This is a genomic window from Leuconostoc sp. LN180020, assembly GCF_014844115.1.
Taxonomy (GTDB): Bacteria; Bacillota; Bacilli; order Lactobacillales; family Lactobacillaceae; genus Leuconostoc; species Leuconostoc citreum.
In genome coordinates this window covers 794,134-806,433 of sequence record NZ_CP039736.1, presented here as the reverse complement: position 1 = coordinate 806,433, position 12,300 = coordinate 794,134, and the positions used below count along the sequence as shown (strand labels likewise).

At 39.9% G+C, this 12,300-nt stretch carries 15 protein-coding genes, 1 tRNA gene and 1 other RNA gene; 1 reads left to right on the top strand and 16 read right to left on the bottom strand.

Annotated elements, in window-relative coordinates:
* Window positions 1-150: 150 nt before the first annotated feature.
* Window positions 151-1,380, top strand: coding sequence for an aminopeptidase (locus FAZ25_RS04300; protein ID WP_004906836.1), 1,230 nt, complete (start codon window positions 151-153; stop codon window positions 1,378-1,380).
* A 53-nt stretch (window positions 1,381-1,433) separates the two neighbouring features.
* Here the strand turns inward: FAZ25_RS04300 and proC are convergent, their stop codons facing one another.
* From proC to ffs, 16 genes are all read right to left on the bottom strand, one after another.
* Entirely contained in the window at window positions 1,434-2,201 is a 768-nt protein-coding gene (gene proC / locus FAZ25_RS04295; RefSeq protein WP_004906838.1) for a pyrroline-5-carboxylate reductase, read from the bottom strand.
* Between the two features lie 43 nt (window positions 2,202-2,244).
* A complete protein-coding gene (locus FAZ25_RS04290; RefSeq protein ID WP_004899199.1) occupies window positions 2,245-2,886 on the bottom strand; it encodes a deoxynucleoside kinase in 642 nt (213 codons plus the stop codon).
* A gap of 69 nt (window positions 2,887-2,955) precedes the next feature.
* Window positions 2,956-3,714, bottom strand: a complete 759-nt coding sequence (locus FAZ25_RS04285; protein ID WP_004906841.1) for a M15 family metallopeptidase — start codon at window positions 3,712-3,714, stop codon at window positions 2,956-2,958.
* Between the two features lie 131 nt (window positions 3,715-3,845).
* Window positions 3,846-3,918, bottom strand: a tRNA-Lys gene (locus tag FAZ25_RS04280).
* A 78-nt stretch (window positions 3,919-3,996) separates the two neighbouring features.
* Entirely contained in the window at window positions 3,997-4,437 is a 441-nt protein-coding gene (locus FAZ25_RS04275) for a hypothetical protein (RefSeq protein ID WP_012305423.1), read from the bottom strand.
* A complete protein-coding gene (locus tag FAZ25_RS04270; RefSeq protein ID WP_004904405.1) occupies window positions 4,430-4,636 on the bottom strand; it encodes a helix-turn-helix transcriptional regulator in 207 nt (68 codons plus the stop codon). Before FAZ25_RS04270 ends, FAZ25_RS04275 begins: the two co-directional genes overlap by 8 nt.
* A gap of 112 nt (window positions 4,637-4,748) precedes the next feature.
* Entirely contained in the window at window positions 4,749-5,741 is a 993-nt protein-coding gene (gene galE / locus FAZ25_RS04265) for a UDP-glucose 4-epimerase GalE (protein WP_004899202.1), read from the bottom strand.
* 40 nt (window positions 5,742-5,781) lie between these two features.
* Window positions 5,782-6,519: an acyl-[acyl-carrier-protein] thioesterase gene (locus FAZ25_RS04260; protein ID WP_004906846.1), complete on the bottom strand. Its 738-nt coding sequence runs from the start codon at window positions 6,517-6,519 to the stop codon at window positions 5,782-5,784.
* Between the two features lie 10 nt (window positions 6,520-6,529).
* Window positions 6,530-7,405, bottom strand: a complete 876-nt coding sequence (rsmI, locus tag FAZ25_RS04255) for a 16S rRNA (cytidine(1402)-2'-O)-methyltransferase (protein ID WP_004899214.1) — start codon at window positions 7,403-7,405, stop codon at window positions 6,530-6,532.
* Between the two features lies 1 nt (window position 7,406).
* Window positions 7,407-8,342: a DNA polymerase III subunit delta gene (locus tag FAZ25_RS04250; RefSeq protein ID WP_004899217.1), complete on the bottom strand. Its 936-nt coding sequence runs from the start codon at window positions 8,340-8,342 to the stop codon at window positions 7,407-7,409.
* Window positions 8,342-8,671, bottom strand: coding sequence for a cyclic-di-AMP receptor (locus FAZ25_RS04245; RefSeq protein WP_004899218.1), 330 nt, complete (start codon window positions 8,669-8,671; stop codon window positions 8,342-8,344). Before FAZ25_RS04245 ends, FAZ25_RS04250 begins: the two co-directional genes overlap by 1 nt.
* Before the next feature lie 6 nt (window positions 8,672-8,677).
* On the bottom strand, window positions 8,678-9,322 hold the full coding sequence (gene tmk / locus FAZ25_RS04240; RefSeq protein WP_012305425.1) for a dTMP kinase: 645 nt from the start codon (window positions 9,320-9,322) through the stop codon (window positions 8,678-8,680).
* Window positions 9,323-9,368: 46 nt separating this feature from the next.
* The gene (locus FAZ25_RS04235) at window positions 9,369-9,629 is read right to left on the bottom strand and encodes a YaaL family protein (protein ID WP_004899224.1); all 261 of its coding nucleotides are present in this window, start codon (window positions 9,627-9,629) and stop codon (window positions 9,369-9,371) included.
* Window positions 9,626-10,231, bottom strand: coding sequence for a recombination mediator RecR (gene recR / locus FAZ25_RS04230; protein ID WP_004906849.1), 606 nt, complete (start codon window positions 10,229-10,231; stop codon window positions 9,626-9,628). The genes FAZ25_RS04235 and recR overlap by 4 nt, the downstream gene beginning before the upstream one ends.
* Before the next feature lie 46 nt (window positions 10,232-10,277).
* Complete coding sequence (gene dnaX, locus FAZ25_RS04225) at window positions 10,278-12,092, bottom strand: DNA polymerase III subunit gamma/tau (protein ID WP_133424544.1); 1,815 nt, start codon at window positions 12,090-12,092, stop codon at window positions 10,278-10,280.
* A 99-nt stretch (window positions 12,093-12,191) separates the two neighbouring features.
* Window positions 12,192-12,279, bottom strand: an RNA gene (ffs, locus tag FAZ25_RS04220) — signal recognition particle sRNA small type.
* Window positions 12,280-12,300: the final 21 nt, after the last annotated feature.

Sequence of the window (12,300 nt, the reverse complement as noted above, 5' to 3'; positions counted from 1 at the left end):
TCTTAGCCAAACGCTCATAAAATACATTAAGCTTAGGTCACAAATATCACAGTAGTTGATGTCTTATATTTTTCATGAGATAATGATGATATTATTTTTAAAAAATGAAGGGAAACGTTAGATAAATAACATCTGACATTACTAAAAAACATGACACTTGACCACAAATTAGACCAATATGCTGAATTAATTGTTAAACGCGGTGTGAACGTTCAACCGGGCCAAACTATCATACTCTACGCCGCCGTTGATGAAGCTTATTTTGCACGTAAGATTGTTGCCGCGGCTTATCGTGCTGGTGCACATGAAGTTGTCTTAGAATGGTCTGATCAACAAATCAATAAGGCGTTTTTAACGCATACATCCTTGGAACGTTTAGCGAATGTCCCAGAATATGATATCTTAAAAGCTAATACGCTAATGGCTAATAACGCTTCACGTATTTCGCTTGTATCGCAGGACCCAGATGGTCTTGCTGGCGTTGATTCAACACGTTTGCAGACAATGACCAAAGCCAATCAAAAGGCCTTTACAAGTGTGCGTGAAGCAACAATGAAGGATGATATTTCCTGGCTAGTTGTCGCTGCGGCTGGGCAAGCATGGGCTGAAAAAGTTTTCCCAGATTTGTCTGGTCAAGCTGCTGTTAATCGCCTATGGGAAGAGATTTTGAAAGATGTACGTATCGATGACACATCAGACGCCATCGATAATTGGAACCACCACATCAAAAAATTACAAGCCAAGGCGGATTGGCTGAATCAACAAAACTTTAAAGCGCTCCATTATAAAAATGCTAAATCAGACTTTACAATTGGTTTAGCTGAAGGCCATATTTGGGAAGCTGCTATTTCACAAGATAAAGCCGGTAATATCTTTATTCCAAATATGCCAACCGAAGAAGTTTTCACTGCCCCTGACAATCGTCACATTGATGGTCATGTCGCAGCCACTATGCCTCTATCATATCAAGGTAACCTCATTGACAACATTGCACTGGATTTTAAAGATGGCCGTATCATTGACGCGACAGCAACAAGAGGTGAAAACGTCTTGAAGCAATTGATTGAGACAGATGATGGGTCAAAGTCATTGGGCGAAGTATCGCTTGTGCCTGATCCATCACCGATTTCACAAAGTGGTATTTTATTCTATAACACACTCTTTGATGAAAATGCTTCAGACCACTTAGCAATTGGCGCAGCCTATGCTTCGAACATCTCAGATGGTAAAACTGCTAGTCCCGAATCTTTGGCTAGCCGTGGTTGGAACATCTCCGATGTACATGTCGACTTCATGATTGGTTCATCTGATATGATGATTGATGGGATAACACAAGACAATCACAGCGTTCCCGTTTTCCGTAACGGTGATTGGGCCTAACAATAAAGAAAACCGCTCAATAATACATTGAGCGGTTTTCTTTTGTGCAAAGATTAAAGATGCTTATGCTTTATTGTTGCTAAAATGGCATGCGCAACAACTGCGTCAAAATTTTGGGTATCAAAATCGTCCAAGCCAGCACGGGTTGAACCCCCAGGTGAGGCCACTGCATTTTGCAAGGCTTGTGCTGTTAAGTCACTCTGTTTCAGCATTTCAGCTGAGCCAAGGACAGTTTGTGTGGCTATTTTTGTAGCCAGTGTTGCTTCTAAACCATTTTGCGTTCCTGCCTGAGCTAATGCAGCAATAAACTTGAAAACATAGGCTGGTCCAGAACCTGCAACTGCAGAAAAAGTTGCAAACTGGGATTCACTCACATCAAAATGATGCCCTAAGCTGTCAGCAAATTGTTGAAATACTTTCTCATGCGTTGCCGATAATACTGTACTTGCATACGCAATAACCCCTTGATTAATTGCCACATTGACATTAGGTAGTGTGCGTACAATTTGAGTTGACTTTGTCGCCGCAGAAAGCGTTTCAAGTGTAACACCTGCTAACACAGAAACTACTAACTTATCTTGCAAATTTAATGGCTGAACAATTTTCTCTAATTGGTTAGGCAAAAAAGCTAAAACAACGAGATCACTGGCAGCTACCAATGATTCTGGCGACATAGCCACAACACCTAGTTCTGCCGCCAATTTTTCAGCAGAACGCGGTGAAGTGATGTGGATATCTTTTGCTGGGACACCTTGACGCAATAGGCCTTTCATCATGGCTTGTGCCATATTACCAGTACCAATAAAACCATATGTTGACATAGTCGCTCCTTTACTTAAAGCAATTGGATATACTGACAGCAACTTAATCTTTCAATGTTGACAATTTATCATCAATTGCTGCTAATACTTGATCACGTGCTGTGGTGTTAGTCACAAAATCATAGTGATCACCATCAATTTGGATTTTTGGCGAGCGGTCATACGCTGCAAACCAATCATCATAACGTTTGTTAAGTTCTTTATAGTAAGCATATAACCCAGGATTTTCATCGATTTGTTCAAATGAGCGTCCGCGTTTTTTTATACGTGTTAACATTGTCTCAAAACTAACACGTACATGAATTAAAAGTTCTGGGTTTTTCAGATTTGCTGTACCAGCAATCTCAGCCATCATATTATCTAGTAGTGATTTATATATATCAACTTCTGTTTGTGTTGCCCGATCTAAATCAGCCGTTAATTGAAACAGCAGCGCATCTTCATATATTGAGCGATCTAAAATGTTATGACGCCCAGTTGCTTGTGCAACTTGAATTTGCGATAGTCGCTTGTTTAGAAAATAAATCTGTAATAAAAAGCCATATTTTTTAGGGTTTTCATAAAAAAGTGGCAAAATCGGATTATCATCTACACTTTCATAAAACGCCTCTGAACCCAAGTGTTCTGCTAACATTTCCGTTAAACTTGTTTTGCCGGCGCCAATAGTGCCTGATAATACGATCATGCCAATTCTCCTAATTTCTATTAATTTAGTCCCTAACTAGTATATCAAAATTTGGCCTATTTTTCAGAATTAACGTTGTCCTAATTGTGACAAATACTTTTCTAAGGTCAAGTGATGTTTAGTGATATACTGTGCATTGTCAATACCAACATAGCGAAAATGCCATGATTCATAATCGATTCCTGTCTCACTTATGGCTTGTTTATCACTCGGATAACGTAAAATGAAACCATACGCTGGTGCATGTTGAATTAGCCACTGCTGTGACTTAAATTCATCCATTTGCGCCATTAATTGTGGATATTTTGCCACTGCATCTGTGCCTGCTAAATCAACCGCTAACCCGGTTTGATGCTCTGATGAACCTGGCGTTTGGATGACTGTTTGCGTTAGTTTGACGGCTTGATCATGGGTCATACCATTGGCTTCATGTTGCGCAATGGACTGATCATACACTTGTGTTTGGTAAGCTATTGATCGATACGCTGAAACAAGCGTGGTGGCATAACCTGCTCTTTGAGCAGCTTGTCGAAATGCTGCTAACGGCGCCACAATGCGTTTATCCATCTGTTTATCATCCACAGTAACATGCGTAAAAGGTATTTCTGATTGCCGTGCGTGCTGTTTATTAACTAAAATAAGTTGCCAATCTGACACGCTTGCCTGTTTGGGTAACCCAGAATCTTGAGATACAGCTTTTGATGTCGTGGTTGTCTGCATCTGCGCTTTTTTACGCGTAGGCTGCAAAAAACTAATAATTAGTATGCCCACTACGATAACAATAACGATAAGTGTAATCTTCTGCCAAATCTGACGTCGTCCCATCATATGTTTAACTCCCCAATAGTTTTGCCCACATCGCAAGGTACTCACTTGCTTCATACCATTTCATTCTACCACGTCATGGCACATTAAGCCGTGCATAAAAAAAACCGATACAATTTGTATCGGTTACTTAGTGGACAGTCAGGGGCTCGAACCCTGGACCCACGGATTAAGAGTCCGTTGCTCTACCAACTGAGCTAACTGTCCATGTGTCGCTTTCACAACAAAAAATAGTATATCATGTATTTTTGTTTTGCGCAATAGTTTTAATTCACTGTTTGCCTGTCAATTATCACGTAGCTCATAAAATAATCTTGTCACATAAAACAATTGCAAAAGAAACGCAAGTATTAACAACACGATACCCACACTGGATAAAGATATTGTTATTTGATCCAATGATCGTGAAAAACTAACACACAAAATACCCAGTATTGCCAACACCTTAAATGCAGCGTGTGTGGCAAAGCGGTTGGCAATCATAATGGCATTTAATTCACGCTCATCGTTGTATAATTCATCCAATTTAATAGTCAGCTGTGCTTTTTTAGACAGTTGGCCTATTGTCTGTTTTTGTGTCCTATAATATTTTAATAGCACGATGCCATAAATAAAGTAAATGGCAAATAATGCCATGTTCCCTGTCACGCTGTATGTCACAGAAATGATGAGTAGCCCAAACACCATAAGTGTTGTCATGAGTGCATTCTTTTTGACGTTAATCATTCTCGTCCTCACTTTTGGTAAATAACTGATCCACCGTCGTTTCTAATATTGTGGCTAATTTAAAAGCTAACGCTAACGATGGGTCATATTTTGCATTTTCAATAGCATTTATTGTCTGTCTCGTGACATTCGCCTTTTGGGCTAACATGTCCTGTGACAAATGTCGTTCTTTTCGTCGCTTACGGATATAGTTATGCAATGCCAACTCCTTATGTAAAAGATATTTTACATATATATAGTAAAACATCTTTTACTTTTCTTGTCAAACCAAATAAAAGAACAACCTAATGGTTGTTCTTTCTGTTAGCAATTTACTTATCGTTATAGCCTGTTGGATGACTCTTGTGCCAATTCCAAGCCGTCTTAATAATGTCTTGTACGTTATCATATTTTGGCGCCCAACCAAGCACATCACGGGCTTTGTCAGAGTTAGCAATCAAAATATCTGGGTCCCCGGCACGACGTGGTCCAATTTTAGCTGGAATGTCAACACCTGTTGCTTCACGTGCGGCTTCAACCATTTCTTTAACTGAAAATCCAGTTGCTGACCCTAAGTTGAATTGGTTAGAATCATGCCCATCTGCCAAATACTTTAGCGCACGAATATGTGCATCTGCCAAATCTAAGACATGAACATAATCACGAACATTAAAGCCATCTGGTGTCTTATAATCATCGCCAAACATTTCAATATAGTCACGTTGTCCCAACCCAGCTTGCAAAATAATAGGCACTAAATGAGTTTCAGGCTTGTGGTCTTCACCAATTGTGCCATCTTCAGCTGCACCAGCAACGTTGAAGTAACGTAAGGCTACCCACTTCACGCCATCAGCTTGGTCAGACCAAGCCATGATTTTTTCCATCATCAACTTTGATTCACCATAAGGGTTAATTGGATTTTGTGGATCCGTTTCCTTGATTGGAATGTTGACAGGATTACCATAAGTTGCTGCTGTTGATGAGAACACAATTTGCTTAACATCATGTGCTTTCATCACTTCGAGTAGCGTTATCATACCGCTTGTATTGTTATCAAAATATTTCAGCGGATTTGCTACTGATTCGGGTACGATTGAAAAAGCAGCAAAATGAACAACTTGTTCAATATTTTCTTGTTCAAATACTGCCGATAATGCTGCTTTATCGCGAATATCAACTTGATAAAACTTGGCCGCGGGATTTACAGCGTCACGATGTCCTGTAAATAAAGCATCAACAACTACCACTTCGCGACCAGCTTCAACAAGTGTTTTGACCATATGTGAGCCAATGTAACCGGCACCACCTAGTACTAATACTGACATAATAAGCCTCTTTATTCTAAAATGATACTCTCAGTGTACACTATAATGTCACGTTACGCCAATTGAATTCTGCCTCAGCACTAACAACATCCCCCAACATAATGCGATGCTTACTGGACTGATTGCCAAGCACAACTTGTGATTGAATTGTATGACCTAAATGTATTTCATTCTCATATTTTAGATTGATTGATGTAATTTCATGGGTTTCTAAAAATTCTGTTGGGACAACATCTTGCATCCATTCAAAATACTTCGAATTATTGACATGTTGATTAGCATCAATATCGAGATAGCGCACGTGATAATCTTTGCTAATCATGTCATCATTCGGCAAAATTTTAATTGGATTGGGCATACGCGGAATTTGCTTCACGCGTTCAGCTTGATACTTATCAACGATATCCTGTGGTAATCGCGCCATCCGTCGATTATTAATATCAATCATGGTCCAAATTGAATCTACGCGAATAATCTCCTCACCCTGTGCATCAAAAAATGCAAACGGACGTCTCACAAAAAACGGATTATATTTCGCGGCATAAGTTTGAATCGTAATTTCTTCATTGACAGCTGGGCGTCTGGTAATATGTACCTCATACTGTAAAATAATCCACCCCAAGCCACGTGCTAAATGTGTTGATTGTCCCACACCTAACGCATCACTCTGTAACTTAGAAGCTAAAACAGCCCAATTTAATATCATTGGCAAAGCTAACTTGCCTGTGACGTCGGCTTCGTAATATTCAACGCGACGCTTAATTTCAAAAGAATTCATTTTTTGCCCCTTACATTAACCCATGATAATCTGTATAAACTGCTTGTCTATCTAATTGCCGTTCTTTTGCGACTTGCTTAATCGCAGCATTTGGCTTAAGCCCCTTTGCTACCAGTGCTGAGACCGCGTCATGAACAGACAACATGGTTAAATCTGTCTCTGGTTCAGACTGGCTAGCACCAGTAAAACCAGCAATCATCACCACGAATTCGCCACGAATATCATTATTTTTGGACCATAAAACTAATTCTTCAATATGGCCTCGCAAAAATTCTTCATATCGTTTAGTTAATTCACGCGCCAAAACAACTTGTCTATCATTGCCCATTACTTTTTGAATGTTTGCTAAGGTTTGTTTTAAACGATGCGGCGATTCATAAAAAATAACCGTATCTTTTACTGTGGATAACTGTTTTAATTCTGACAGTTGTTCACTATTTTTCCTTTGTAAAAAACCATAAAAATAAAATGGTTGTGGCACCAAACCACTTGCAATTAAAGCTGTTACACCAGCTGTTGCCCCAGGAATCGGGACAACTGGTATATTGTTTTCCACAGCCGCAGCAACCAGTTCTTTACCAGGATCAGAGATAGACGGCATTCCCGCATCACTGACCTGTGCAACATCCCCCCCTTGGCTAAGCGTTGCAATTAAACTCGGTATTTTTGACTGCCAATTGTGCTCATGAAAGCTCGTTTGTTTCGTTTCAATATCAAAGTGGTTCAATAACTGCTGGGTGTGTCGGGTATCCTCAGCTGCAATTAGGGCCACTGCATTCAAAGTATCAATTGCCCGTGGTGTCATATCTTGTAAATTACCGATGGGTGTTGGTACTAAAAACAACGTGCCCGTCTCATGCTTTTCAAAGCTTTTTTGTTGATTCATGTTACGCTCCTAACGCGATAGCAACATCTAATACTATTTTTTCAAGTCGCGCTTGTAAAGTCATATTAAACTGTCGAAAAAAATCATCTCTGAGTATGGCATCGCTAGCTTTCACTAATTGTGCCTGATTGTACTGCTTATTTAGCACTTTATATAGCCCAATTAGCTTAGGAAATTTCAACTGTGTTTCAGGTATTTGACCAAATACAATGGTATCGCGCGTTAGTTCATGTAGCCAATTTAAAAATAATGCTTGCTGCTGTTCATCTTTTAATTGGCTAACTAAATATTGTTGCACGTAAACAAAGGCTTCAATACGTCTTTGCATCATTAACTCAAACCATTTGAATAATAGGCTACGGGTTAATTGTTGCCACGCTTCAAAATCTGCTATTGTTTCATCGTTGTGCGGTGTATCTAATTGTATTTCCGGTCTAAGGTGTACAATTTGTGCACGCGATTTGATTGTTGGCAAAATATCATTAACATTTTCTGCTAGCATTACCATCAATTGTGGCCCTGCTGGTTCTTCAATATATTTCAGTAACGCATTACCAGCTTCTGCTTGTAACGTTTCAATAGCATCAAATACAAAGACTTTACGTGGACTTTCTCGCGACATAGTAATAAACTCAGGCTTTAAACTCCTAATTTGGTCAACTTTCCATGTACGCTTTGTGCCACTACCACTCTTAGGTAAACTTGGTCGTGTTATTTTGACATCTGGGTGTTCGTTTTTATTAATGCGCATGGCATTTAGCTCATTAGGACCAACAACTTCCCAAGCTAGCCAATGCGAAAAAGCCAGCTTAGTCTGCTGGCTCGGTCCAACAAATAGGTACAAGTGACTAAGCTGATTACTGCGAATTAACCCATGAAAATGTCCCATTTGTGTTGGATAATATTGTTTTGTTGTCGTTAAAAAATCTGGTTGCATTAGAACTGATGAAATGACTCAATGCTCTGTGTGTATACTGTTGCCCCACCAACTTCGACTTCAATTGGATAGGCCCCCATGTGGTCACCACCTGCATCTAAATTAATTGGCGGTACCATAAACTGCTTGCGTTTCTGAGATACTTTTTGAATAATATCTAACACATCTTGTACACGATCATCATCAATCGCAATCAAAAATGTTGTGTTGCCAGAACGTAAGAAACCACCTGATGTCGTTAAACGTGTCGCACGTATATTTGCCTTAACAAATGCATTACTCAACCTATTTGTGTCTTTATCTTGAACAATCGCTGTAATTAATTTCATAAATTATTACCCCTTTCGCGAATTCAATGCCTCTTGTAGCAACGCACGCGTATCTGATATGACATCTGTTAACGGCTGTGTTGCATCAATTATTTTAATTCTATCAGAAAAATCATGTTGTAGCTCAAGGTATGTTGTTCGAACACGTTGATGAAAGGATAAACTTTCTTTATCCAAGCGATCTATTTTGCCCTGACGGTTAGCCATCACACGACTCAAGCCTAACTCTGAAGGTACATCAAAATAGATTGTGAGGTCTGGTAATAGACCATCAATAGCAAATTGATTAATTTGCCAAATGTTGTCGACCCCTAAGTCGCGGCCACCACCTTGATAAGCTAACGAGCTATCAACGTAGCGGTCCGAAATTAGGACCTTTCCTGCAGACAAAGCCGGTAAAATAGTTTCAACGATGTGTTGCCGTCTAGCAGCAGCATATAGCAACGCCTCGGTTCGATCATCCATCCCATTGTCATCTTCTGGTTGTAAAATCTGACGAATGGCTTCAGAAATAGGATTTCCCCCTGGTTCTCTTGTTGTCACAAGTTGATCACCAAGTATTGGTTTTAATTCAGACACTAGTGCTTCCAATACACTCGTTTTGCCAGCACCTTCGGGCCCTTCAAATGTGATAAATAATGGTCTAGTCATAATCCCCAATGTTTTCTCAACGTAATTGCACGCAACGGCTACTACACTATATGCGGTCAGTTTTTAAGACATGCGTCTGCATATGACCAACTGTTTTTCGCCGACGTGCCTCACGATATAAATAATTAAATTTTGCTTTGGCTAATGCCGTTTGTGCTTGAATGAGACGAACATTCACCTGACCATCAAGCAATGCTTCTTCTGAATTTTTTGCAGTGTCCCAATCTATTTTAGCTTTGTCAATTTGAAAAACTAATGCCTGATCATATTCACGTCTTAAATTTGTCTTTTTCTTACCAAATATCATAGTTCTGTTCGTCCTTGTACAGCCTTTATTAATGTCAATTGGTCAGCGTAATCAATATCAGACCCAACAGCTAAGCCATGCGCTAATCGTGTCACTTTAATGCCTGCTGGCTTTAACAGTCTCGCCAAGTACATCGCTGTTGCCTCACCTTCAGCATTAGCATTGGTACCAACAATAACTTCATTGATTTCTTGATGGTCTGATAGTCGACGAATCAAGCTTGGCAAGTTAATATCCTCTGGTCCAGTCCCTGCACTAGGCGAAATCACACCATTTAAAACATGATAAAGACCGTAATAATCTCGCGTATTCTCCATAGCCATGACATCTCGTGAGTTTTCAACGACAAACACCGTTGATTGATCACGCGACTTATCTTGACAGATGGCACATGGATTGACACTATTTTCAGTTATATTACCACATATTCGGCAGAAGGTGAGATCTTTTTTTGCCGACAAAAGCGACTTTGAAAAATCAACAACATCGTCTTCCTGCATGCCTAATGTATAGAAAGCTAAGCGAGTTGCTGTTTTTGGGCCAATACCTGGTAATTTGGTATAACTATTAATTAATTTTGCAATTGGTTCTGGATAATCCATAAACACGACCAGGCTTATTTGTCAGCCAATCCTTTCATTTCATTTCTTAGTCAACAACTGTCACAATATCATTGCCAAACAATTTTTGCGCTTCTGTCACAACTTTTGGCGCTATCACCGCATCTGTCGCTGTTATGGTAGCATCTGTCGCTGTCGTTAATACTTCTTGCTGACTGACATATGGCACATCAGATAAGCTAATTGTCTGTGTTGTCCCAGCTTTAAGCTGCTTAACATACTCTGCACGTTCCTGCTGCCAATCATATTTTGAAATAAGCACTAAAGCTGTTGGCAAATTTTGCTCGCGCAACGCCGCAATCAGTTTTTCTTGTAAGACGACATCTTTTAACGCTTGATCTAGTAGGGCTGGGTAATCAAAAGCCACGACCAGTCCTTCTTGACTTGCTGCAACTGGCGATGCTATTGTCAACAAAGCTTGATGTGCAACATTAAAAGTGCTTATTAACGTTGCCCAAGTACTTTTTGACCGGCTAAGGGTGTCACGCTTAGCCGCCTGTAAAATAGCAAAAACAGCTAACTGGCCAGTACGCGCTAAGCTATTATTGTGGGACACTGCTTCTGACTCATCATACTGTGATGATTGTGCTATTGGCTTAACAGTATCATGTGTCGCTTCCAAATTTTCTTGAGCACTTACACCCTCATTTTGAGTTGGTTCCGCAATTACCGTAGTTGTATCTGGTTGTGTATCTGAAGATACAGGTTGCGTTGTGACTGTTGGGTCATTGAGGGATTCTGGCGACGCAAATGACGATGTATTGCGCGTTGCATGTTGAGTCGATTCAGTATGCGATTGATCACCTTGTATCATCATCCCTAGTTTAACAGTTAATAATTCGAGGTACACATCACTCTGCATTGTCTGCAGCAACTGCTTTTGAATATCATCTAGTTCGCCCATCATGGCTTGAATTTGTTGCGAATTTAATTGTTGTGCTAATGTGCGTAAGTCATTTAAAGGTGCGGTTGATTTGATGAGTTCCGGTGCAATATTAGCCAGCATGATATCTCTTAATAGACCGATAATATCACTAACAAAACGTTGTGCATCTTTGCCGGCAACTAGTATATCATGTAACAATTTCAGTGCTTCTGGTGTTTGGCTATTTGTTACTGCTGTGAGATACTGCATTAATTGTGTTGTGGTGGTTGACCCAGTAACCTGTAAGGCATTATCAACTGTCACAGTGTCAGTGCCAAAAGCAATTACTTGGTCCAAAATAGACAAAGCATCACGCATGCCGCCTTCAGCCACATTGGCAATGATACGCAAAGCATCTTGGTCAAAATCAATATGCTGTTGCTTTAGAACATCAGCTAAATGAGCTGCTATCGCTTGACCATCAATACGTTTAAATTCAAATCGCTGTGTCCGTGACAAAATAGTAACTGGGACTTTTTGTGGTTCAGTCGTTGCTAAAATGAATTTCACATTTGCTGGTGGCTCTTCCAACGTCTTAAGTAGCGCATTGAAAGCACTATTTGATAGCATATGCACTTCATCAATAATATAAACTTTGAATTCAGCTTCAATCGGTGCATAATCAACATTCGATAAAATATCGCGCATATCTTCGACACGACTGTTGGAAGCCGCGTCAAATTCAACAATATCTGATATTTGTGAATCATCAGTTTCGGGGGCAATCCCATTCACTTCACGAGCAAAAATTTTGGCAGCAGAAGTTTTCCCAGTGCCTCTTGGTCCTGAAAACAAGTAAGCATGACCCGTTTGATGAGTCTCAATAGCATTTTTCAAAGTCTGTGTAATGACTTCTTGCCCAATCATGTCTTCAAATGTTCGCGGCCGATATACACGATATAATGCTTGATACGCCAATGTTTTCTCCTCCTGCACCTGAATTGTATTTGCAATTTTTGCTTGCCTATTTTATCTTACGATAACTCAACTGACAAAAAAAGACCGCTAAGCGGCCAAATATGTACACAAGCACAACATCGAACAACCTTAGGGCTGCTACATTCCTGTCCTGACCCGGTTCGAGAGCCGACATTTGCCTGCTTTATTATTATATCTAATTTCTCTA

What these genes read in the sequence shown, in the direction of transcription:
- FAZ25_RS04300 (WP_004906836.1), top strand. Translation starts at nt 151, where the DNA reads ATGACACTTGACCACAAATTAGACCAATATGCTGAATTAATTGTTAAA.
- proC (WP_004906838.1), bottom strand. Translation starts at nt 2,201, where the DNA reads ATGTCAACATATGGTTTTATTGGTACTGGTAATATGGCACAAGCCATG.
- FAZ25_RS04290 (WP_004899199.1), bottom strand. Translation starts at nt 2,886, where the DNA reads ATGATCGTATTATCAGGCACTATTGGCGCCGGCAAAACAAGTTTAACG.
- FAZ25_RS04285 (WP_004906841.1), bottom strand. Translation starts at nt 3,714, where the DNA reads ATGATGGGACGACGTCAGATTTGGCAGAAGATTACACTTATCGTTATT.
- FAZ25_RS04275 (WP_012305423.1), bottom strand. Translation starts at nt 4,437, where the DNA reads ATGATTAACGTCAAAAAGAATGCACTCATGACAACACTTATGGTGTTT.
- galE (WP_004899202.1), bottom strand. Translation starts at nt 5,741, where the DNA reads ATGTCAGTATTAGTACTAGGTGGTGCCGGTTACATTGGCTCACATATG.
- FAZ25_RS04260 (WP_004906846.1), bottom strand. Translation starts at nt 6,519, where the DNA reads ATGAATTCTTTTGAAATTAAGCGTCGCGTTGAATATTACGAAGCCGAC.
- rsmI (WP_004899214.1), bottom strand. Translation starts at nt 7,405, where the DNA reads ATGAATCAACAAAAAAGCTTTGAAAAGCATGAGACGGGCACGTTGTTT.
- FAZ25_RS04250 (WP_004899217.1), bottom strand. Translation starts at nt 8,342, where the DNA reads ATGCAACCAGATTTTTTAACGACAACAAAACAATATTATCCAACACAA.
- FAZ25_RS04245 (WP_004899218.1), bottom strand. Translation starts at nt 8,671, where the DNA reads ATGAAATTAATTACAGCGATTGTTCAAGATAAAGACACAAATAGGTTG.
- tmk (WP_012305425.1), bottom strand. Translation starts at nt 9,322, where the DNA reads ATGACTAGACCATTATTTATCACATTTGAAGGGCCCGAAGGTGCTGGC.
- FAZ25_RS04235 (WP_004899224.1), bottom strand. Translation starts at nt 9,629, where the DNA reads ATGATATTTGGTAAGAAAAAGACAAATTTAAGACGTGAATATGATCAG.
- recR (WP_004906849.1), bottom strand. Translation starts at nt 10,231, where the DNA reads ATGGATTATCCAGAACCAATTGCAAAATTAATTAATAGTTATACCAAA.